This is a genomic window from Lysinibacillus sp. NPDC097162, from assembly GCF_044762185.1.
In the GTDB taxonomy this organism is placed as follows: domain Bacteria; phylum Bacillota; class Bacilli; order Bacillales_A; family Planococcaceae; genus Lysinibacillus.
Genome location: NZ_JBIWDT010000003.1, coordinates 231312 through 254105, shown reverse-complemented (window position 1 = coordinate 254105; position 22794 = coordinate 231312). Strand labels below are relative to the sequence as shown.

25 protein-coding genes are annotated in these 22794 nt (G+C 38.0%); 7 read left to right on the top strand and 18 right to left on the bottom strand.

Features of this window, described 5'->3' with window-relative positions:
* Positions 1 to 5 precede the first annotated feature (5 nt).
* The 5 genes from pheS to ACIQXW_RS15880 all read right to left on the bottom strand — a co-directional run bounded on the left by pheS (position 6) and on the right by ACIQXW_RS15880 (position 5736).
* Positions 6 to 1043, bottom strand: coding sequence for a phenylalanine--tRNA ligase subunit alpha (gene pheS / locus ACIQXW_RS15900; protein WP_402763689.1), 1038 nt, complete (start codon positions 1041 to 1043; stop codon positions 6 to 8).
* A gap of 511 nt (positions 1044 to 1554) precedes the next feature.
* The gene (locus tag ACIQXW_RS15895) at positions 1555 to 2319 is read right to left on the bottom strand and encodes a TrmH family RNA methyltransferase (RefSeq protein ID WP_402763686.1); all 765 of its coding nucleotides are present in this window, start codon (positions 2317 to 2319) and stop codon (positions 1555 to 1557) included.
* Positions 2320 to 2410: 91 nt separating this feature from the next.
* Entirely contained in the window at positions 2411 to 3400 is a 990-nt protein-coding gene (locus tag ACIQXW_RS15890; protein ID WP_402763683.1) for a sensor domain-containing diguanylate cyclase, read from the bottom strand.
* Between the two features lie 28 nt (positions 3401 to 3428).
* Positions 3429 to 4223, bottom strand: coding sequence for an alpha/beta fold hydrolase (locus ACIQXW_RS15885; protein ID WP_402763680.1), 795 nt, complete (start codon positions 4221 to 4223; stop codon positions 3429 to 3431).
* A gap of 163 nt (positions 4224 to 4386) precedes the next feature.
* Positions 4387 to 5736, bottom strand: a complete 1350-nt coding sequence (locus tag ACIQXW_RS15880; protein WP_402763677.1) for an FAD-binding oxidoreductase — start codon at positions 5734 to 5736, stop codon at positions 4387 to 4389.
* 176 nt (positions 5737 to 5912) lie between these two features.
* On the opposite strand from ACIQXW_RS15880, the gene ACIQXW_RS15875 reads away from it, so the two are divergent.
* From ACIQXW_RS15875 to ACIQXW_RS15865, 3 genes are all read left to right on the top strand, one after another.
* Positions 5913 to 7319: a LysM peptidoglycan-binding domain-containing protein gene (locus ACIQXW_RS15875; RefSeq protein ID WP_401020624.1), complete on the top strand. Its 1407-nt coding sequence runs from the start codon at positions 5913 to 5915 to the stop codon at positions 7317 to 7319.
* Between the two features lie 168 nt (positions 7320 to 7487).
* Entirely contained in the window at positions 7488 to 7646 is a 159-nt protein-coding gene (locus tag ACIQXW_RS15870; protein ID WP_172772364.1) for a YfhD family protein, read from the top strand.
* 13 nt (positions 7647 to 7659) lie between these two features.
* Complete coding sequence (locus ACIQXW_RS15865; RefSeq protein ID WP_340823141.1) at positions 7660 to 7851, top strand: small, acid-soluble spore protein, H family; 192 nt, start codon at positions 7660 to 7662, stop codon at positions 7849 to 7851.
* 122 nt (positions 7852 to 7973) lie between these two features.
* On the opposite strand, the gene ACIQXW_RS15860 is transcribed toward ACIQXW_RS15865, so the two are convergent.
* Both ACIQXW_RS15860 and ACIQXW_RS15855 read right to left on the bottom strand, forming a co-directional pair.
* Positions 7974 to 10130, bottom strand: coding sequence for a putative bifunctional diguanylate cyclase/phosphodiesterase (locus tag ACIQXW_RS15860; protein WP_402763673.1), 2157 nt, complete (start codon positions 10128 to 10130; stop codon positions 7974 to 7976).
* Between the two features lie 212 nt (positions 10131 to 10342).
* Entirely contained in the window at positions 10343 to 10867 is a 525-nt protein-coding gene (locus tag ACIQXW_RS15855) for an RNA polymerase sigma factor (protein WP_402763670.1), read from the bottom strand.
* Positions 10868 to 11103: 236 nt separating this feature from the next.
* Between ACIQXW_RS15855 and sspI the strand changes: the two genes are divergently transcribed.
* On the top strand, positions 11104 to 11313 hold the full coding sequence (sspI, locus tag ACIQXW_RS15850) for a small acid-soluble spore protein SspI (protein ID WP_340823136.1): 210 nt from the start codon (positions 11104 to 11106) through the stop codon (positions 11311 to 11313).
* Positions 11314 to 11390: 77 nt separating this feature from the next.
* On the top strand, positions 11391 to 12770 hold the full coding sequence (locus tag ACIQXW_RS15845) for an FAD-binding oxidoreductase (protein ID WP_402763667.1): 1380 nt from the start codon (positions 11391 to 11393) through the stop codon (positions 12768 to 12770).
* A gap of 103 nt (positions 12771 to 12873) precedes the next feature.
* On the opposite strand, the gene ACIQXW_RS15840 is transcribed toward ACIQXW_RS15845, so the two are convergent.
* From ACIQXW_RS15840 to ACIQXW_RS15820, 5 genes are read right to left on the bottom strand one after another with little or no spacing between them, the layout of a single operon-like run.
* On the bottom strand, positions 12874 to 13689 hold the full coding sequence (locus ACIQXW_RS15840) for an ABC transporter ATP-binding protein (RefSeq protein ID WP_340823132.1): 816 nt from the start codon (positions 13687 to 13689) through the stop codon (positions 12874 to 12876).
* A complete protein-coding gene (locus tag ACIQXW_RS15835) occupies positions 13686 to 14687 on the bottom strand; it encodes a FecCD family ABC transporter permease (protein WP_340823130.1) in 1002 nt (333 codons plus the stop codon). Before ACIQXW_RS15835 ends, ACIQXW_RS15840 begins: the two co-directional genes overlap by 4 nt.
* A 14-nt stretch (positions 14688 to 14701) precedes the next feature.
* Complete coding sequence (locus ACIQXW_RS15830; RefSeq protein ID WP_402763664.1) at positions 14702 to 15838, bottom strand: ABC transporter substrate-binding protein; 1137 nt, start codon at positions 15836 to 15838, stop codon at positions 14702 to 14704.
* Positions 15835 to 16437, bottom strand: a complete 603-nt coding sequence (locus ACIQXW_RS15825) for a hypothetical protein (RefSeq protein ID WP_340823127.1) — start codon at positions 16435 to 16437, stop codon at positions 15835 to 15837. The genes ACIQXW_RS15830 and ACIQXW_RS15825 overlap by 4 nt, the downstream gene beginning before the upstream one ends.
* Positions 16434 to 17066, bottom strand: coding sequence for a hypothetical protein (locus tag ACIQXW_RS15820; protein ID WP_402763661.1), 633 nt, complete (start codon positions 17064 to 17066; stop codon positions 16434 to 16436). The genes ACIQXW_RS15825 and ACIQXW_RS15820 overlap by 4 nt, the downstream gene beginning before the upstream one ends.
* Before the next feature lie 237 nt (positions 17067 to 17303).
* On the opposite strand from ACIQXW_RS15820, the gene ACIQXW_RS15815 reads away from it, so the two are divergent.
* Entirely contained in the window at positions 17304 to 17939 is a 636-nt protein-coding gene (locus ACIQXW_RS15815; protein ID WP_401020641.1) for a hypothetical protein, read from the top strand.
* Positions 17936 to 18544: a type 1 glutamine amidotransferase family protein gene (locus ACIQXW_RS15810; RefSeq protein WP_401020643.1), complete on the top strand. Its 609-nt coding sequence runs from the start codon at positions 17936 to 17938 to the stop codon at positions 18542 to 18544. The genes ACIQXW_RS15815 and ACIQXW_RS15810 overlap by 4 nt, the downstream gene beginning before the upstream one ends.
* A 58-nt stretch (positions 18545 to 18602) precedes the next feature.
* On the opposite strand, the gene ACIQXW_RS15805 is transcribed toward ACIQXW_RS15810, so the two are convergent.
* The 6 genes from ACIQXW_RS15805 to ACIQXW_RS15780 are packed head-to-tail and all read right to left on the bottom strand — an operon-like array spanning position 18603 to position 22764.
* Positions 18603 to 19115, bottom strand: coding sequence for a GNAT family N-acetyltransferase (locus ACIQXW_RS15805; RefSeq protein ID WP_340823122.1), 513 nt, complete (start codon positions 19113 to 19115; stop codon positions 18603 to 18605).
* Between the two features lie 55 nt (positions 19116 to 19170).
* Entirely contained in the window at positions 19171 to 19878 is a 708-nt protein-coding gene (locus tag ACIQXW_RS15800; RefSeq protein WP_340823121.1) for an amino acid ABC transporter permease, read from the bottom strand.
* Between the two features lie 12 nt (positions 19879 to 19890).
* The gene (locus tag ACIQXW_RS15795) at positions 19891 to 20592 is read right to left on the bottom strand and encodes an amino acid ABC transporter permease (protein WP_402763656.1); all 702 of its coding nucleotides are present in this window, start codon (positions 20590 to 20592) and stop codon (positions 19891 to 19893) included.
* Between the two features lie 26 nt (positions 20593 to 20618).
* Positions 20619 to 21443: a transporter substrate-binding domain-containing protein gene (locus tag ACIQXW_RS15790; protein WP_340823118.1), complete on the bottom strand. Its 825-nt coding sequence runs from the start codon at positions 21441 to 21443 to the stop codon at positions 20619 to 20621.
* 16 nt (positions 21444 to 21459) lie between these two features.
* Complete coding sequence (locus tag ACIQXW_RS15785; protein WP_401020647.1) at positions 21460 to 21738, bottom strand: glutaredoxin family protein; 279 nt, start codon at positions 21736 to 21738, stop codon at positions 21460 to 21462.
* Between the two features lie 12 nt (positions 21739 to 21750).
* On the bottom strand, positions 21751 to 22764 hold the full coding sequence (locus ACIQXW_RS15780; protein ID WP_402763652.1) for an LLM class flavin-dependent oxidoreductase: 1014 nt from the start codon (positions 22762 to 22764) through the stop codon (positions 21751 to 21753).
* Positions 22765 to 22794: the final 30 nt, after the last annotated feature.

Below are 22794 nucleotides of genomic sequence, written 5' to 3'. Positions count from 1 at the left end.
CCCCCTTACGCCTCTGTTCGCTCGAATTGTGATAAGAAACGTGTATCACTTGTATAGAAATGACGAATATCGTCGACACCATATTTCAACATAGCAATACGTTCTGCACCAATACCAAATGCGAAACCAGAAACTTTCTTCGGATCATAACCAGCCATTTCAAGCACATTTGGATGTACCATACCGGCACCTAAAATTTCGATCCAACCTGTGCCTTTACATACGTTACAGCCTGAGCCACCGCATTTGAAGCAAGAAATGTCCATCTCTACAGAAGGCTCTGTGAATGGGAAGAAGCTTGGGCGTAAACGAATTTCACGATCAGCACCGAACATTTTTTTCGCTAACGTATCTAACGTTCCTTTAAGGTCGCTCATACGAATATTTTCGCCAATTACTAAACCTTCAATTTGCATGAATTGGTGAGAGTGTGTTGCGTCATCATTATCACGACGGAATACCTTCCCTGGACAAATTATACGAATAGATTCGCCTTTTTTTGCTTCCATTGTGCGTGCCTGTACTGGTGATGTATGAGTACGTAATAATATTTCCTCGGAAATATAGAACGAGTCCTGCATATCACGCGCAGGGTGACCTTTTGGTAAGTTTAAAGCTTCAAAGTTATAGTAATCCTTTTCTACTTCTGGTCCTTCAGCAATTTCGTAACCCATACCGATAAATAAGTCTTCAATTTCTTCGATAACACGTGTTAATGGGTGACGGTTACCTACTTTAATATCACGGCCAGGTAATGTAACATCAATCGACTCACTTGCTAATTTTTCAGCAATAGCTGCTTCTTCTAAAACAGTTACTTTTGTTTCTAGCACCACAGTGACATTTTCACGAACTGTGTTAACTAAAGCACCCATTTTCGGACGTTCCTCAGCCGATAGTTTCCCCATGCCTTTTAATAAATCTGTAATTGGCCCCTTTTTCCCTAAATAAGCGACACGCACATCATTTAATTCTTTTAAATTTGCTGCTGCTTCAATTTTCGCTAGCGCTTCTTGCTTTAATTGCTTTAATTGCTCTTCCATGTGTAAAACCTCCTTGTTCATATAAGTGCCCACCTGCACAAATGGCACAAAAAAACCTCGCCCCCAAAAAAGGGACGAGGACATATTCGCGGTACCACCCTAGTTATTGCACGATTAACTCCGCACAATCACTTCATTGACATAACGACTCGATTGAAGCCGGCATACCTTTACAGCCATTTTCACTTGCTGGTCCCGGTAGCTGCTCGCAGGCTGAATTCAAAATTGCATTGGTTCGGCGCTGGCTCTCAATCTCTGGCCTACGCTCCCTGTCGTCCATTCACAATCTTTACTACTTCCCGGTCAAAGCATTTCAATATACTTAATTACAATTTAAATGTGATTATACATTATTACGCCGCTTCAAAGCAAGGGGCATCTGTTCCTTGTTGCAATATGATTTGATTTATCGGCGCTTGCTGCTGTGTTATGATCAATTGCCGTAGTTTTATCGGCGATTGCCAGCGTTTTATCGGCGATATCGACTTGTCTAATATGTGTAAGACAATACTTATTTTACAAATCCATATAAAACAATACCTGTTGCAACAGCGACATTTAATGATTCTGCATGTCCAAAAATAGGAATAATGATATTTTGATCCGTCATTGCTAATAACTGCGGATTAATGCCACTGCCTTCATTCCCCATCATAATAGCAAAAGCACCCGTATGCTGAATATCATTATAAACGACAGCATCCTCATCAAGTGCTGTTCCAAATACAGGCACACCATTTTCCTGAAGCATATCAATCCAATCTTCTAGTTCTCCACGAATCACTGGAATATGAAAATGTGATCCTTGCGCAGAACGCAGTGTTTTCGGGTTATAAAGATCTGCACAGCCCTTGCCAAGTATAACCGCATCCAAACCAGCTGCATCCGCTGTTCGAATCATTGTTCCAATGTTTCCTGGATCTTGTACAGCATCGATTAGAAGAACCTTGCGCCAAGAAACCATCACATCTTGCTCTACTGTCATCTGCTTACAAACTGCAAAGACTCCTTGTGATGTCTCAGTCTCAGCAAATTCCTTTGCTACAGCTGCTGTCACTTCTACCATTGCGACATCATCAATTGGCCATAGCATTGGTAAATCAACGCCCTCACGCACAATTAGCTGTAACACTTGACCACTATTTTTCAACGCTTCTTCTACTAAATGGAAGCCTTCAACTAAAAACTCACCTGAACGCTCACGCTCTTTTCGAGTAGTCGCTAATTTTTTCCAATATTTCACTAACGCATTTTGCGTAGATTCTATTCTCTTCATCGTCTTTCGTACCGCCTTTTTCCTATTTACTGTTCATTATTATACAGTAGAAAACAACAAATTACATAGTCCAGCAAAATGTAGGCAATTGTCAGAATTGTTTGGGTGTCTGGCACTCAAAAGTGCTTACTCTATTTCTTCCATTCTCCTTCGAAACATACAAAGCTTTATCAGCCTTTTTCAAAATCGTCAAATCGGTATCCTCTTCAGTTACTGTTGCAATACCGATACTGATTGTGATGCTACCAGTTTGCCACTGTGCCTGTTCAACAGCTTGACGTAATTGCTCGGCAATAGTCCGCGAAGCATTCACATCTGTTTCAGGTAAAATGATGACAAATTCCTCCCCACCAAAACGAGCAACTACATCACCTTGACGAGCTTTGGCATTTAAAATTTGTGCCAATTGGGCAAGGACTTCATCACCTACTTGATGTCCGAATGTGTCATTTACCTTTTTAAAATGATCGATATCTAAAATTAAAAGAGAGAATGGTTTTGCTGATTCGTGAAATATAGCTAGCTGCTCCTCAAGCTGCTCTTGAAAAAATCTTCTGTTTTTCAATCCTGTTAGCTTATCAGTAACGGATAGTTCTACTAATGTAGCGTTGATGTTTAATAGCTCATCTTGTTTTTTCCCAATTTCCAAATGCAGTTGCTCTAATTTAGCTAAAGCCTGATCCTTTTCTAAATAAGCAGCCTCTAGTTGCTTTTTCGCTGAGCGTAATTCTAACTCATAATCAATGCGCTTTTTCATCGGTACTAAAATACAATCAATCCATTCAGTCTCTCCCACCAAATACTTCCTGCCATTCAATAGAAAAGGAACAGCTGTACCATTGCAATGTTTTAAACTGATAAACAGTTCTTCTACACGATCGTTAAGATTTATAGTTGGGTAAAAATAAGAATGAAAAATCATCTTATTCGGCTTGGACATTAGCAATTCAATATGCTGGTGTAATAAATCCACCCGTTCATAACCCATCCACTCCAGAAAGGTTTGATTCACCTCTATCATCTTTCCATCATGCGTAATGGCAATAAATCCACAAGGTGCATAGTTCAATCGTTTATCCATGAATTATTCATAATCCTTTCATATTCCATTACAGAAATTGTGTAATTAACTGAATCGTTTCCTCTGGGTGACTAATATGAGGATAATGACCTTTTGCAGTCATCAATCGAAACGTACTTGCTTTTAAATGGTTATGCAAATATTCACCAACCTCAATTGGAACTATACTATCATCCGAACATTGCATAATTAAAATAGGAACACTAGCCTTTATTAAGTCGCCTCGATGATCTGATAAGAACGTTACTTCGGCAAACTCCCTTGCAATAACTGGGTTAGCAGATTTAAAAGTCTGTTCAAGCTCTATTGTTAGTTTTGGAGAATCAGGATTATTCATGGCAATCGGCGCTAGAAAGCTAGCCCAGCCTGAAAAATTCATTTCCATCATATCTAATATTTCTGTAATATCACTCAGCTCAAATCCACCAACATAGCCATTTCCATCATTTAAATACCGTGGCGAAGGGCCAATCATAATTAGTTTTTCAAAATAATCAGGGCGTTCAATGGATGCAAGCAAACCAATCATTGAACTAATCGAATGACCAATAAAAATGACTTGTTGCAGTCCAAGAGTCTCAATGATGTCTAAAACATCCTGCTTGTACCCTTGAAGAGACTGATATTTTTCGGATTGATAAGCGTTTAAATCTGAATTACCTGAACCAACATAATCAAACAAAATAATTTGATAATGCTCCTCAAAAGCTGGCGTAATATAGCGCCACATATTTTGGTCACAACCAAATCCATGCGCAAAAAGTATCGGCTGCTTCCCTTTTCCAATTATCTTCACATTATTGCGTTCCATAACATCCATCATCGCATTTACCCCTTCTAGAAATATATGTAATATCTCCATTTTGACTGTGCTTTCAATAATTATCAAGGAAATAATAATAGTGAACTTAACAAAAAAGTAGAATGCTAATTTTCTATGCACTCTACTTTCCATCTAACGATATTCTAAAAAACTTGTTCTAGCATTACATCCACTTTTTAATCGTTGGAATACTTTGAGGGAATGTAAAAACATTGTAAGGATCATATTTGGTTTTCACTTCTCTTAGTCGTCTAAAATTACGTCCATAATAGGCGGTTGGCCAATTTTGAATAGATTGATCTGGAAAATTCACATAATCCCCCATTGTAAAAGGAGATAATGTCCTTCTTATATCCTCAACCCACTGCACATTTTCCTTTTCATCTTCATGATTTTCCCATGAAGTGATATATTCTTGGGCAATTAGCGCATTTCTATAATAATAGGCAGTTCTGCTTGATGCAATCTGACCTACAGCACCTCTTAGCGACTGTTGCCAGATGCTAGCATTTCTATTAGGGGCGTCTGCTAAAAATTGTTTCATTTTCGAAATTGCCACATGCGGAAAAGGCTTTTCAATAAAGGAACCTGATCTTTTGCGGAATGCTGGTTGATTGCCACTTGCAACCTCAAAAAATCGTACTGCTTTAATGTACGGTACTTCTTTTATCCACACTTCCGTAGGTGAACCACTTTTTCTTAAAGGCCGCAAAAGCTTTTTTAATTCAGAAGCCGCACCAACAAATAAACCTTGCACCACAATTTCGCCTACTTCCTGTGATTTTAGCTCTATTTGTGAAGTTATGCGTTCATCCGTAAATGGCGCCCATTTTTGCCAAGCATCAAAAGCAATCTCAAAATCATCCCACTCCCACACGATAGCGAAAAGTGTAACGTCTGAAATTGGTTGAAGCTTGAACGTAAGGGCAGTAACAACACCGAAATTGCCCCCACCGCCGCCACAACTAGCCCAAAATAAATCACTATTCACCTGTCGGCTTGCTTGGATTAGCTCGGCTCCTAGATGTTCACTCGCTCTGACCATTTCAATTTCCAGCAAGTGATCGCAAGTAAGCCCGAAAGGACGGGATAGCATGCCAATGCCACCACCTAGTGTTAAGCCAACAATCCCTACACTACTTTCGGTTCCAGCTGGGATTGTCATACCATGCTCCCATAATGTACGGTATACCTTTCCCAGATTAGCACCAGCCTCAATTCGAGCAGTTCCATCTTCCAAATTAACTGTAATGTTGTTCATTTCACTCACATCTATAATTAGACCGTTATTGACTAAGGAATAATTTTCATAATGATGTCGCCCGCTCCTTATTCGAAAATCTTCATTATTTTCCCTGACCCACCTTAAAGCATTGATTACATCTTTTGTTCTTTGACAGAAGACAATTTTACTCGGGAATTTCGGCAGACTTAAATTATTATTTGTTCTCGCTTCGTCATAATCTGGATCACCTGGACTAACAATTCTTCCTGTGAGCTTTACTTTCTTCAACGTCCAGCTCCTTTCTCAAATGATACAATTCGCACGTACTATACTATGTATAACGAATAAGAAAAAAATATGAGTATTGAATGATGAAACAATTAAAAATTACACTACATTTCATCATTAGGTAGATATTTGGTTACATATGATGCATTAACAAAACCTATTTAGGAGGAGTCCGAATGTTAATACATGTGGTAAGCGCTGGTGAAACACTTTGGCAAATTGCGAACCGCTATGCTGCACCAATGAGTGCTATTATTCAATTGAATGCTTTACCTGACCCAAATCAATTAGTGATTGGACAATCGCTCGTTATACCTTCTTCTTTTACAACGCATACCGTTAAAAAAGGCGAAACATTGTCGTCCATTGCCCAACAATATAACGTGTCATTGCAATCCATTATCCAAGTAAATCATCTTACAAATCCCGATGTTTTAACACCTGGAACAAAACTAATCATTCCTCCAATTATTCATATTGTGGAAGCTGGCGAGACATTATCACAAATTGCTAGGAGCTATAGTACAACCGTTCAAGCCATTATAGAGGAAAACGATATTACAAACCCCAATATGATTTATGTCGGTTCACACTTAGTTATTCCAAGAACGAAACCTATCGTTGAAGTAAATGCCTATACGTACCAAACACCCGATGAAGCTGTTCAGTCCCTAAATGCAGTGGGCTATCTTCTTACTTATTTTAGTCCGTTTGCTTATTTGATGAACGCAGACGGAACATTAGAACCTTTGAACGACAAAGCAATGCTAGATGCTGCTAATTCTCAAAATATTATTCCGATGTTAACCGTTACGAACTTCACATCAACAGAAACTGGATCCAACTTAACCCATGTAATATTATCGAATGAGCAATTATCAGAAAAAGTTATCGATAATATTTTAAAAGTCATGGACGATAAAGGCTATAAAGTACTAAATGTAGACTTCGAAAATGTCCTACCCGCAGATCGAGAAAACTATAACCAATTCCTTCAATTAGCAGTTGATCGCCTTCACCCGAAAGGATATTTAGTATCAACCGCACTTGCTCCAAAAACAGGTCCATCTCCAGCAGGGTCAACTTATGAAGCATATGATTATGAGGCACATGGAAGAATTGCGGATTTTGTTATACTGATGACTTATGAATGGGGCTATCGACTTGGACCTCCACAGGCAATCTCTCCAATTAATGAAATGAGGAAAGTTGTAGAATATGCTCTAACCGTAATGCCTGCTAATAAAATATTTTTAGGCTTCCAAATTTATGCACGTGATTGGCTCGTTCCACACGTGAAAGGTCAAGAAGCAGAAACATTTAGCCCGCAAGAAGCGGTGGCAAGAGCGCAACAATATGGAGCAACTATCCAATATGACAGAACGGCACAATCTCCTTATTTTCGCTATGTTGACAAGCAAGGAAAAAATCATGAAGTATGGTTTGAAGATGCAAGAAGCGCACAAGCTAAGTTCGACCTAACAAAGGAATATAATCTCCGTGGTATTAGCTATTGGGCTTTAGGTTTTCCTTTCCCACAAAACTGGGCACTGTTAGATAATAATTTTTCAATAAAGAAATAAATATTGCTCTTATCATTTACCTAAACTCGACCTTTCATAAGCAAACATATACACTCATTTTTTTTGCATTGCTACATGTTATTCTTATGTTTCCCTAGTTTTTCCCTTGATAAAAATATCAATTCGAAGCCATATTAAGAAATATTAAAGCGAAAGGAGCATCCAAACATGGGAAGAGATAATAAGCAAGGGCAAAGCAATAACAAAGGTTCATTACCGCAGACGCCAAAAAACCAAAAAATTGCACCAAACAAAGTAAAAGAAGAATTTTCTCAAGAATTTACGGAGCTTATTAATTCCGTAACGAAAAACAAGCAAAAAAAATAAGGAGGGTCTTCGATTGGATTATTTACGTGCACAAGAAATTGTTGCCTCTCCAAAGGAATATGAAGTGAGCTATAATGGCGTTTCTGTATGGATTGATAAGCTACATGAAGATGGCAAAACAGCAACCGTTCATTTACGACGCTCACTAGAAGAACGCTCTGAAGTTACGATTTCCGAGCTAAAAGAAGAATACCTCGTTCATTAAATAACACCCCAACCTAAAAAAATCCGCATTGTACTTTTGTCGGCCAGCATATTACATCCAAATTTGCTGTCCTAACTTAAGTCAAAGCGGATTTTGCCTTTTATTTCCTTACACTCAGTGCATTAAATGTGATATTTTTCACCGCATTTAAACTGCTCTAAAATCTGATCAGCATGAACATGTAAATCTTTAAACGTCGCAGTCAGCTGCTCGGCAGTAATAGGTTTACTAAATAAATAACCTTGTATATAATCGCAATCGCCTGCAATAAGGAATGCCAGTTGAGCAACTTCTTCTATCCCCTCAGCCACAACCTTTAGACGTAAATGCTTAGCCATAGACAAAATCATAGAAACGAGCGCTTCATCATTAGCGTCATGCTGGATATTATGTACAAAAGCGCGGTCGATTTTTAAACAGTCAATTGGAAATTCTTTTAAATATGACAAGGACGAGTAACCTGTCCCAAAATCATCGACTGCTATTTGAATTCCTAGTCCTTTTAATTCATGTAATAATTGGGTCATTTGATCAATATTCATTGTCATACTTTCGGTTATTTCCAACTGAAGATAGCTTGGTTCCAGCTTACTTTGCTGTAAAATCTCCTTCACCATTTGCACTAAATCTTGCTGAAATAATTGCCCAAGCGATAAATTAACTGCAACCTTCATTTTAGGTAGACCTTGTGCCTCCCACGCCTTCGCTTGCAAGCATGCAGTTTCTAGTATCCATTTACCAAGAGGAATAATTAGACCGGACTCCTCGGCAATCTCTATAAACTTATCTGGTGGAATAAAGCCACGATCTGGATGACGCCAACGCACAAGCGCCTCCACCGATTCAATTCTCCCTGTTTTCAAATTAATTTGAGGCTGGTAATCCAAATAAAATTCCTGTTGTTCGAGTGCTCTATGTAATTCCTGCTCTAGTAATATACGATCTGTCACGCCAGTTGACATATGCTCTTTATAAAAAAGAAAACGTTGCGGTATTTGGCTTGCTTCACGCATTGCAAGCTGTGCATGCATCAATAATTCTTCAGCAGAACAATATTTTTCATTGAATGCAATGCCAATATTCACATTACCTTTTAATGAGAAAAGCTGTACTTGTAGTGGCTTATCCATTGCACTTTTTAAGTTCAGACAAAACTGTATTAGTTCTTCATGTGTTTGTACATGATTAACATAAATAACGAATTGGCTTTCCCGTAACTTTGTTGCAAAATAATGCGGAGGTAGCATTGCTTGAATCCTTTCCGCTACAAGTTTCATCATTTTATTGGAATTGCTAATACCTAAGGAATCGCTAATGGTTGCAAGACGGTCTATTTCGATAGAAATAACTGCCTTACATTTACCATCCTTATGCAACTCCTCCTTTAATGTTTTCAGCAGAAGACGCTCATTTGGCAGTTGAGTAATATCATCATGATAAGCTTGAAAAGTTAGCTCCTGTTGCGATTGTTCCAGGTCTTGCTTAATTTTCAATAGCTGTAGATAAGGTTTTTCCACAGAAGTATAGTAAATCGCCTTTAAGAAAACATAATAAGCTAAAAACTGGTAAAGTAGAGCGGTAAACATCCAAATCGCACTGTAGTCTTTGCTGAAAACAAACAAAAGATCGCTTAAAATTAAGTATACTGACCCACTAATGAGCCATAGCACCTGTTTCGGCGCACTTCTATAATGCTTGCTTAAAAAATAGATAGAAACACCTTGGATCATCCCAGTCAATAATTGGACTGTATGTGGTATTATCGGAGAACTATTTTCAAGCAATGGCTGTGCCTTATATAAAATAAGAAGCATAATGGTAACAGTAAAAAGGGCGATTCCATAAGCTACCCTACGGTGAGCCAATGTTAACTTTATTCTAGGCTTTATAATCATAAGTAGGATACCTATTACTAATGCAATCCGCATTAAAATCTGTATCCAGACGCCTAATAATACAGTGTCTAAATTTTGCGGGACTGATATGACAATATTAGAAATCTCTAGCAAAGCGATAAGGAAAAAAACACTGCCTATGTATAATGTATGATTAATTAATAAATGCGAAAATACTAGCCATGAATGAATGGCGATTGTCATCGTAAAAACAACAATTAATATTTTCATAATCAATCTTAAATAATCGACGATACTTCCTTCTATAAAAATAGTAATAAGCTGATTATTAAAAGCTAATAGAGGTATCAATAGAAGCAGCGGTATCGCACTATACCATAGCTCCCTTTTATCTATAATTAAATGATTACGCGCGTTTTCCAATACTAACCCTCCATATCAATATATACACAATCAAAATAGATAGGTATCTATACCTACATATTATTTTCGAAGGCCTTAAAATTGTATATTTCTTTGACTTCTTACAAATCATAGCATTTTAATTGGACTTTGTATGCAATTAGTAAAGTATGCTAATATTCAATTTATTTTGATATTAGCATACTTTTACTATCTTTTAGTAGTAATTTAGTTTATTGACAAAAGTGACTACGCAGTTTGTTCATTAGTCTAGTGCGTCTTTTTTTGACTGCGGCGACTGATAGCTGTAGTACTTTAGCTATTTCTTCATACCTATAACCTTCTAGGTAATAAAGTTGCAGTATCTTTCTTTCTTCCTCTTTTAACTGGTTCATTATTTTTTCTACTAATGAGCACTCTTCTAGTCGATTTATTTGTTGCTCACGACAACGTATAATGTTCAAGGTGTCATCCTCCACTAATGATACATTGTCCTGAAATCGCCTTTCTTTCGTAAGTTCTTTCAAAATTTCCCCTTTCACTGTTGTATAAATATAGGCAGAATATTGCCCCTTCGAAGGATCAGCATTTTCGTAAGCTTTCCACACGGCAATAGCTGCAATATGACGATAATACTCAAAGTCTTTGTAAATATGGCACTTTACTAAAATGGAGGTAATCATCGGCTGTACCAATTCTAATATTTCCACAAATGGCTGCTCTGGCGAAAGAATTTGTGTATGTTTTTCAAATGACACTGATACTTTCCTAACGACTTGTGCACAGTCCATTATTCCTAGGTGTTATTAGCTTAACTTGCGATAGAAAGCACGTCGAATGCCCCTTTTACAATAAATCTTTAAAGATTTGCATGAATTTCTGTCTAAATTTTAAGCAAAAATCGAGAGAATTTAAAAAATTCCTATGTTTTGCATTAATTTTTATACATATTTCTAATTTCAGTGGACAAATTATGACTAAGGAGGCGAAATAGATGAATTTTCAAATAAGAGATGCCATTACGGCAAATGTCCATGGTCAATCAGCAGCAGAATTTAAGGATATAGTCCAAGATGCCATTTCACGTGGTGAAGAGCATTTACTACCAGGGCTAGGCGTATTTTTCGAAAAATGGTGGCAACAATCGTCTACAGATGAACAAGATGCATTCGTACAAAAGCTAGAAAAAGTATTTGCACACTGATTTTTTATAAACAGTACATTCCATTTCCACTAATCGCATGATAAATTAGATTTATCAGAAAGTTTGGAGGGATTGGAATGACTGTTGCAGTAGAGCTAATAGTAAATCAACTTAGAGAGGTATTATCAGATGAGCAGGTGTCAACAAACGAGACGGTACGAGAGCTACATGGCAAAGATGAATCCCATCATGCAATGAACTTGCCAGATATAGTAGTGTTTCCACGTTCTACAGGAGACGTTAGTGCCATCATGAAAATCGCACATGCAAATCTTATACCAGTCGTACCATTTGGCGTTGGCTCAAGTTTAGAAGGAAATGCTATTCCGATTGCCAACGGTATTTCTATCGATTTTTCTGAAATGAATACAATTTTAGATATTCGCCCAGAAGATTTACTCGTAAAAGTGCAACCGGGTGTAACTCGTGCACAATTAAATAAAGAATTAAAAAAACACGGCCTTCAATTTACGGTAGATCCAGGAGCAGATGCGACACTTGGAGGAATGGCAGCAACGAATGCCAGTGGTACTACAGCTGTTCGTTATGGTGTTATGCGCGATCAAGTGCGTGATTTAGAAGTTGTACTTGCAGATGGTACCGTTATTCATACTGGAAGCTTAGCAGCTAAATCATCTTCGGGCTATCATTTGAATGGCTTATTTGTTGGTTCAGAAGGTACATTAGGTTGCTTTACAGAGCTGACATTGAAAGTATATGGTATTCCTGAATTTGTAACTGCGGGCCGTGCTGTATTTGAAACAGTTGGCGATGCTGTCAGTGCAGTTGCCGCATTGTTACAGGCTGGTATTTCCATTGGTCGTGTAGAGCTTGTAGATGAAGCTTCTATTACACAAGCTAATATTTATAATGAAACTTCTTATGATGAAAAACCGACACTGTTTTTAGAGTTCCACGGTAATGATGCAGGTATGCAAGCAGATATTGAATTTGCTACAGAAATTTTTGAGGACTTCGGCTGTACGTCTGTCGAGTTTGAGCAAGACAATGCAGCTCGCAATAAGCTATGGGAGGCACGCCATTCATTGGCCTATGCATATATTCATGCGTACCCAGGGAAAAAGCTTATGTCAACCGATGTTTGTGTTCCGATTTCGAAATTGGCTGAAACGATATTGTATGCCCGTGAACAGCTAAACAACGTCGGTCTAGCGGGAGGGATTGTCGGACATGTCGGAGATGGGAATTTCCATGCATTGTTAATGTTAGATCCCACTGATGCACACGAACGGGCACTAGCTGACCGTTTTAATGAGCATATTGTGCAATATGCGCTGCTTCGCGGTGGAACTTGTACCGGTGAACATGGTGTAGGTATTGGCAAAATGAAATATCAATCGATGGAGCATGGTGCCTCGTTACTCGTAATGAAGAGCATTAAGGCAGCACTCGATCCACATAACATAATGAATCCAGGGAAAATTTTCAACTTATAGTTGCGAGGAATTTTTCTCAATTGCAATTCATTCCATAACCAATGAAAACACGGTCTCCTCCACTATGGTAGGGACCGTGTTTTTCCTTAAAGGTGCCAGGCACTCATATTACATTCTGGCCTAGTGCGCGAGGAACCATCGTTTCGACAAAATAATCCTCTTCCTCGTAAATTATTTTTTTCAGCTCTATACCGAAAAATTCCTTCATCCGAGACTCAGTCATTACCTCTTGAACATTGCCATATATAACATCCTTTTCTTTCGCTGTCATCAACACATGATCTGCAAGGTAAAAGGCATGGTTTGGGTAGTGAGTATTAATGATGCAAGAAATACCTCGCTCCTTGGATAAGCGCTTTATCGTTTGCAATATAACAATTTGCTTTTGTATATCCAAATGTGATTCAGGTTCATCCAATATTAAAACTTCAGGATTTGACACGAGCGTACGGGCAATTAAAGCCAACTGTAGCTCTCCGCCACTAATTTCATTACACGATTTTTTAGCAAGATGCATTATCCCAATTGTATTTAGTGCTACATGAGCCGCTTCCATATCTTTTGCTGAAGGCTGAGCCAATGTACTAATATATGGCGCACGTCCCATGACAACAAGCTCCTCTACTGTAAAACCAAATACCATTTTATGCGCCTGTGGCACATAGCCTACTCGCTTCCACAATTCCTTACGATCCATTGTTGCAAGAGGCTTACCATCAATCATCGTCTTGCCTTTTTTCCAATCGAGAAGACCTGTAATACACTTTAACATCGTTGTTTTCCCTGCACCGTTTGGTCCAAGAATAGCCATTATTTCGCCTGATGCTAATGTAAAATTAATATCTTTCGCATATAAGTTAGGCATTTTTGTGCGACGTTTCTCATAATAGTAATTGCCATCGACCACTTCTATGTTCATCCCCAGCCACCTCCTGAACGACGTAATAAATAAGCAAAGAATGGTGCACCGATAATCGCTGTTAAAATGGACAAAGGAATTTCTGTCGCTGTTAATGTGCGTGCTAAATCATCGATAATTAATAAATACACACTACCGATTGCAACAGACACTGGGAGAACAAATTGATTGTTATTGCCGACAAGCATGCGTGCAACATGTGGAATAATTAAACCAACCCAGCCCACAATTCCCGCCACAGCTACAGATGCCGCTGTTATAAGTGTTGCACCAAAAATAACGAACCATTTTAAACGCGCGACTGGAACACCCATTGACTTTGCTTCATCCTCTGGCAATGTTAAAATATTTAATCGCCAACGCAGTAAATAGAGTAACAGAATACCTATTAAAATTAATGGGCCACCAATATATAAATCTTTATAGGTTGCAGTGCCAAGACTCCCCAATAGCCAATATGTAATTGCCGGTAGCTTCTCCTCTGGATCTGCCACAAATTTTATAAGGGAAATCAAGGCATTAAAAAGTGCCGACGTTACAACACCTGCCAATACAAACATAAAAATCGGTGCATTCTTTTTTGCACCTGCTACTAAAAATGTAAAGCCAATAGCGCCTAAACCAAAAAGAAGTGCCATTATTTGTGCCGAAAAATTTTGGCCAAATAATAAAATACCTAATGATGCACCAAAACCTGCACCTGCTGAAACACCTAAAATATCTGGCGAAACTAACGGGTTGCCAAACATACCCTGGAACCCTGCACCCGCTATCGCTAACCCTCCGCCAATTAGAAGAGCGAGCAAAATACGTGGTAAACGGACATTCATAACAACTGTTTCTTCCATCTTTGTCCAAGTTTGTTCAATTGGGAACACTTGTGATGTTAAAATTTTTATAATATGGTCAAGACCTACTTCGAATCGACCAACACCGAGTGAAATGATTGCTACCATAATCGGTAGCAACCATAGCAATGCAATAATCCATTTCTTCATTTAACAATCAATCCTTAATATTTCGCCGCGTCAGAAGAAGGGTTTAATATATCATGTATTTCCTCATCTGTTACGTCAAATTCATAGAAATCTTTGTAATACGTTTTAATTTCATCTTCAATCTTATACGTAAATAACTCTGGATGATTTTTTTGAGCCATCCACTTTAGCATTAATGGTGCATCGCCACTTGGTGGGAACCAACGATATATACCCAATGGAATTTTATAAACCTTTCCATCTTGCACTGCCTTTACCTGACTCCAGTCCTGTCCATCAACTTTATTTTCAAGTAAATCTTCAGGCTGTGTTTCCGTAAAGTTTGTAATGTAAATAATATCAGGATTCCAAGAGTAAATTTGTTCCATATTTACTTCTTTTCTTCCTTGTACATCCTTTTCAGCAACATCTATCGCACCTGTTGCGTTTAGCCATTGATTGCCGAAGAAGTTGCTACCACCTACCGTAATCGATTTATCATTATGCATAAATAAAATTAATGCACGTGGCTTGTCCTCTTTTGCTACATCTCTTAATTTGGCATCTAGTTCAGACTGCACTTTTTCGCCCTCTTGTAAAAAACGGTCCGCACGATCAGTCGTTCCAGTTATTTTGCTCGTTAATGTTAGCCAGCTATTGAAAGTTGCTAATGGTTCAGCAGCTGCTGCATCAATTGTTTGTACCCCAACAACAGGAATACCCGCTTCAGTAATTTTATTAATAGAATTTTCGTCTGTCGCATTTTCTACATACAGTTGGGGATTTACCTTTAATAATTCCTCAATATTCACTTCACCATTTTGAATAAATGACGTTTTCGCATTTAACACATCTGGTGAAATTTTTGCTAAAATAGAGTTTTTCGCAGCATTATACGAATTTGGATGCATACCCACTATCTCTTTTGTAGAGTTTGTCGCTACATACCATGTAGAGAAATATGGCAATATCCCTCCTGTCACGACACGTTCAATTTTTCCGGGTATTGTTACTTCTCTGCCTAGTTGGTCTGTCACAACTTTTTCTTCAGCCGTTGTTTGAACATCAGAAGTTTCAGACGGTTGTTCTGTTACTGCCTCCTCATCTTTATCACCACACGCTGCTAGCATCGCCGCTAATGCTAATGTTGCTAGAAATCCGTATTTTTTCATTGTCCTTCTTCCTCTCTAAGCCATTTTGCTATACCGTGTAAAAACGGTTTTGATTGATCTATAAAACCTAGTCCTATATGAAACATAGGGTCAAGTGTTGTTACGACTAATTCTCCGTTAAAGCTTACATTATCTACATAAAATAGTGAGCGACCATCAGGAATATCAAGTAAAGACTGTGCACCTTCTGGCGGTAAAAATGAGCCATGATAATGCCATTTTAAATCACGGAGTGTTACGTATTTAAACAATGGGTGTGTCATATTTTGCTCTGTCATTGGCAAGTCTCCACCATCTCGCACCCACCAGCTAAAATTCACTTCAGAATCTTGCCAATCAATCGTAGGAAACCAATTATCCAAAATTTCACCAAAAATAATGAGCCGCTTACCTGATTCAATGAACGCTAAAAGCTGTGATTGATAACGTTTTAAATGAGGAATATCTAAACGGCAAGATAAAATTAACGTATCGTAATTTGCTAAATCATATCGATGCAGCTCTCGAATATGTAAAATATCATCATATAAATAATGAAATTCCTCCTCTGCAAAAAAGCGATTTTGAAATGGTAGTCCATTTGTGACAATCCCAATCATTGTATTTGAGCTCCTTTCGCTTGATTGCGTGCATATTCGGCACGAATGCATGCAAGCATTTGCACACTTAGTTTACGAGCGGTATTATCCTCATCAATGAACACACGATATATATCTGTTCCAGCACCAGCAAAGATTGTTCCATTTGTTGATTCATGATCTACATAAATAATGACTGCTCCACTTTGATCAGTCACAAGAATCTCTGCATGCAGTGGAATTTTTTCAAAATATCCACGCGAGAAAAAGCCCCTAACACCTTTGCGATAGTTAATGTCATATGCATCAATTCCCGCAAATAATGGTTGGGCAGGATCTTTTATAACGATTTCACGATCCTTCAATGGAATTGGTGAACGTTTCCAATTAGGCACACCTACTAACCAAGGTAAAGATGTCTCAGTTAGCGAAAAAATTACGCCACCCTGTTTTAAATACTGCTCCAGCATCGCTTTATGCTCTAACAAAAACTGCTCCTCTACTAAATTCGTAATAATGAGGCCCGCGTAAGCACGTAAATCTGCATACGGCAAATCGTATAAATATAAAAATGTCAGTCCGCGTCTGCGATCCTCGTCTGACAACCTGGCAAATTGAATATCGATACCAATATACGCAATTGGTTTCAAAGCATTCCCTACTTTCTTTTGAAAATATATTGAAAATGATTATCATTTGCAATAGAATATATATTACAGTATATTGATAATGATTCTCAATGTCAATTTGCTTTTTATAAAATTCTAATATTCGCAACATATTTTTGGTCAAACAATATTTACATAGCATTCTAAATGTTTTTTTAATATTATTTATTACCAAAAAAATGATTGGATATTTAATTATTTTACTAGGAGGATATGTTTATGAGCATTCCATTTACAATGCTAAAACTAGATCCAGGACATGCTTTTGGTGTCAATGGTCGCATGCAGAAAGATACAGGTAATGAAGCAAAAATCGTGGATCAATATGATTTCCCACTGGTTGATTTGGACGAAGTAGATGTACTCTTTATTCCAAATTTTATTGACCAAGAATGGTTATATTTACAACGTGAAAAAATTGCAGCATTTTTAGCAAACAAAAAAATAGTTGTATACTGTGGGCATTTATTCCGAGAATGGTTGCCAGGCTGTGGCCTATTTATGCCCCAACACATTCAAAATTTCAAAGATTATGAAGTCTTTCCAACGGAGCACTCAGCTATTTTCGAGGGCGTTTTAACTGAAGATATGACATTTAAAAAAGGGGTTGCAGGCTTTTTTGCACGCGGCTATCATCATGCACCAGCAAACGCTGAGATTTTATTAACGTTTGCCAATGGTAAGCCAGTTACATACATTGACCGCTTTTCAACAAATGGGACGATTTTAGTTCACGCAGGACGTGAACTGCTTGGCTATGCAGGTGAAAACAAATCTACCGATCGCATTCGCCCGCAGTTTCTAGCCTGGCTTGAAACTGAGGTACAAGCTTTAAAGGAGGACAATGATCAATGAGAAAAATTGGGGTTATATACAGTGGGCATGAATCCCATTACCGTACGTTCCACGAACCAAAGTTCAATCAATATATTACAAAGCTAATTTACCATCCAGATTTTTTAGAAACCGATATTGACGACCTTGATGTGCTTATCGTCCCCTCCCAATTAAACTATCAGCTATTGCTAGCAAGCGTTAAAAAAATCCACGCATTTGCAGAAAATGGTGGCATAATCGTTGCTTTTGGACCACAACCATGGAATTGGATTCCTGCGCAACATTGGGAAGAACGCATAACAAACTTCTGGTGGTGGCTTGATAAAGATGCTTCTAGTGGTTTAGTACTGCAAAATCCAGCGCATTCTTTATTCAATGGCTATCTCTCATTGGCAGATTGCACTTGGCATCAACATGGCGTTTTTTGGCCGCCTGAGCATGCTGATATTTTAATTGCTACAGAAGATGGTGGAGCTGTGCTCTATATAGATGCACATTCAACTGCTGGAAAATGGATTGTTACAACGCTTGATCCCGATTTTCACTTTGGTTCCTATTTCATGCCCGCAACTGAACGGTTTTTCGAAGGATTTTTCCCTTACCTTGCATATGGAACGATTTAAGGTCAGTCTCACTTAAACAAAAAAACCGCTGATAACATGCTTATCAGCGGGTTTTCTTTTACAAATCATAACGAAAGCTTTTCACCAATATATTGCCCTTGTAAAACTCTTTTGACTCGTCTCTAACAAATCCTAGTGATAAATACAGATTAATTGCAACTTGCATAATATCACCTGAATGCAAATACAGAGACTGATCTTGACGCTCGCGAGCAAAAGCAAAACTTTCTTCTAATAATTTTTTGGCTACGCCCTGCCCTCTCCCTTTAGGATGAACTGCTAATAAACGTACAATTGTTGATTCAATACCAAGTTCAGGAAGACCATATGCTTTTTCAGAGTTTGTAAATAACTGCAATCCTCCTACTATTTCTTGCTCACGCTTTGCGACTAATATCGTCTCGGCATTCGGATTTCCAACTGATGCCCGAATATCTTGTAAATATTGCGCCCAATGTGCTGGATCTTTATAATCCTTCTCATACTGCGCATAACTTTCCACAAGCACTTCCAAATAAGCTGGATAATCTTCTTGTCGTAAATGTTCAATAACAATTTCTGCTACTGCCATAGACAACACTCCTTTCAATTCTTCTTTTTTATTTATCGGGGTTATTTAAACACAACTACACGCTACCCTTACTATAAGCCGTCACTCTTTTTTCTATTAGATGGGCAATCCATTCAACGACAATCGAAACACTCCAATAAATTAATCCGACTGCTATAAATGCCTCTAAAAATTTCAAATTAACTGAAGCTACAATATTTGCAGCGCCTGTTAATTCCTTAATTGACACAAAAAACGCTAAAGAAGTCGCATGTAAAAAGCCAATAAAGACATTTGTAAAATTAGGTATCGATTTACTAAAAGCTTGTGGTAAAATCAAGCGTCGCATTGCCTGTGAAAACGTCATTCCTACAGCATACGCTGCTTCCAATTGACCTTTTGGAACACTTAAAATACCAGATCGGATAATCTCCGAAGCGTAGGCACCCGCACTTAACGTCAAAGCCAGTAATACAAAAAATAATATAGGTATAGTATTTGAATGAAAATCCAGCTTCAACATATGCGCGATTGTATCCACAACAATTGGTACACTAAAGTAAATTAACATAATATGCATAATAATCGGTGTGCCTCTAAAAAAGGATACGTAAAAATTTAATAATGGTGCTATACCTTTTATTTGTTGTATCCGAACAAAGGCTACGACTATACCGATTACTATACCTAAACATACAGGTGTAATAGTCATAAACAAGGTTAATGGCAACACCTTAATAATTTCCTGCAACGCATCTATCATAAATGCTACATCTATCGTCATTATCAAATCCCCCTAGCTCGTCGCTATTTCTTTCATATAACGATTAAGATAGCGTTCATTGCGTTTTAATACTTTTTCTAATAGCAACACAATAAAATAGTAAACAACTGAAAGTGCCAAATAGATTTCTAATGCCCGTGTCGTCGAAGCAATAAGCGTTTCTCCCCGACCGACCATATCCATTACACCAATTGAAAATGCCAAGGAAGTATCCTTTAACGAACTAATCATTGTATTCGACATATTTGGAAAAGCAACACGTAGCGCCTGCGGTAGTATAATACGGAAAAATGCTTGCGCTCGATTTAAGCCAACTGACAACGCCCCTTCCATTTGTCCTTTATCAATCGTTAATATAGCTGCTCTGAAAATTTCAGCAAACGCTGCAGCATTACTGAATGTATAAGTTATCATAACAAAATAAATAGCATCCATTCTTGTAACATCAATATGAACTAGCTTTAATATTGCTGGAATGCCATAAAACACTAAAAACAACTGTATTAAAATAGGCGTGCCACGAATAAATGAAATATATACCGTGACGATTTGCTTCAAAATAGGTATTTGCAGTAGTTTTGGTATAGCCACTACAATGCCAAGTAACATCCCAAAAAGGATGGAGCATACTAAAATTTCAAGTGTTACGGGTAAATATTGAAGCAATATCGGAAGTACATTCGCTATTAGCATCAAGTCAAAATCATTTGCCATACTTCCTTCTCCCTCTCCCACGTCGTCTAGAAGTCTACAGTGTAATCATCACCTAGCCATTTTTTACTAAGCTCGCTAATGACTCCCTCCGTCTTTAACTCTCTAATTGCCTCATCGATACGTTCCTGTAATGTCACTTCATCCTTGTTCAGTAGGAAGTAAACTTTTGAGTTTAAAAGTGCTTCTCCTACTACTTTTTGCTGGGCTTCATTGCTTTCGTTATAGTATCTCACTGCAAATGGTGTCGTAATTATCGCATCAATACGACCAGTTGCAAGTTGATTATTAACATCCACTGAACCAGAGGAATACACAATGTTGATCCCTAGATTATGCTCTTTATTGTATTGCTCAATAAAGACTGCAGAGTTACTCGTTGGTGAGACAGTAACATTTTTGTCTTTTAAATCAGCGATTGATTGTATATCATTATTTTTCGCATTCACTGTTACTTGTAATGGGAATACATTATAAGGCTCCTTGTTAAATAGAAACTTTTCCTCACGCTCACGATTAACTTCCATCTGATGTGCGATTAAATCTATTTTTCTCGTTTCTAAACTTAGTAATAGATTCGAGAACTCCATCGTTTTAAATTCAAAATTATACTCAGGTAGCTTTTCATCAATCGCTCGAACAAGTTCGACATCATAGCCTGTTAACTTCCCCTTTTCATCGAGGAAGCAAATATTCGGAAATTGTGTGCCTGTGCCAACTAGTATCGTTTGAACGTCATTTTTACTTTGTGCTTTAGCGTTGTCACTAGTACCTACCTGAGATTTTTCAGTACTTGAGCAAGCCGTTAAAAATAACGTAAGCACACAAGTTATATAGAGCGCTAGTTTCCTCATAAAATCTCCCTCTTTTCTATACTTTTGATGGTAAATCAATAGCAAGTGCTGTTTTGACATGCTCAAGCCCTATTTCTGTCACAGCTTTGTAAACACCATCTTCACTTGACCCAATTTCTACTATAGGTACATAACGTACACCATACTTTGCTTGTAAAATGTCCCGAAAAGCATCGTTATGTGTGACATCAACTGTTTTATACGGAATTTCCAACTCTTGTAAATACGCTTTTACTTCATCACAATAACTACAGCCTTGCTTTGACCAAACGACTACATCTATCTTTTTTGCCATGTTCCTTCCTCCTTAGCTCACTGCTTCTTTTTGTTGTAAGTGTAAATTTACAGGACTTAATAGTTCAAATGAGCGTTGTCGTTCAAATGCCTTTAAAACAGGCGTATGCACAATAAATTCATCAATTTGAAATTGCTTGTGAAAGGCATCTAATGTAGCTTTGATATCTTCAGGGGTGCCAAATAAAATATCAGCATCATACTGTTGGACAGTGAACGCCTCCCCTGATTCTTGCCCAAATTTTTCGGCTAATTCAACCGATTGTAGGGTCAAACTACGCCCACTTGCTAAATGCACCTTTGTAATTTTTTGTTCCCCTACTAATGCCTGCGCTTCTTCCGTTGTTGGTGCAGCAAGTGCTGCAATTGAAACAGCAAAATGACCATTCGGCAGATGCGTACGATAGGTCTTAGCCGCTTCAGTCAAAACATCGATATCACTATTGATAAAACGCGCAAAGACAAAGGCAATACCAAGTTTCCCTGCAATTTCTGCACTTTTCGGACTTGCACCAAGTAAAAATAACGATGGCTTTATTTTTGGAATAGGTGTTGCCTGCACACCATTTAGTTCATGTTCTACTGGTAGCGTGTTAGCAATTAATTGTTGCAAAAACGTTAGCCGTTCCTCAAAGTCTTCACCATTGTTTAGCGTGCCATATTGCAATGCCTTTGTGGACAGCGGTAGACCCCCTGGTGCTTTGCCAATGCCTAAGTCCACTCTTCCTGGTTCCAACGATGCTAACACATGAAAATTTTCTGCAACTTTATAGGGGCTATAATGTTGTAACATAACACCACCAGAACCAATACGAATCGATGTCGTTTTTGCAAGTAAATACGATACTAAAACTTCTGGTGATGTCCCCGCTAATGTCTCGCTATTATGATGTTCCGACACCCAAAAACGTGTATATCCTAGCTGCTCAGCCTTTTGCGCCAAAGCGACTGTTTGTTGTAATGCTTGCTCGTTTGTTGCACCCTCGATAAGAGGACTTTGGTCTAATATGCCTAAAGAATAACTCATACAATACCTCCTCTAAATATATTTATTCAA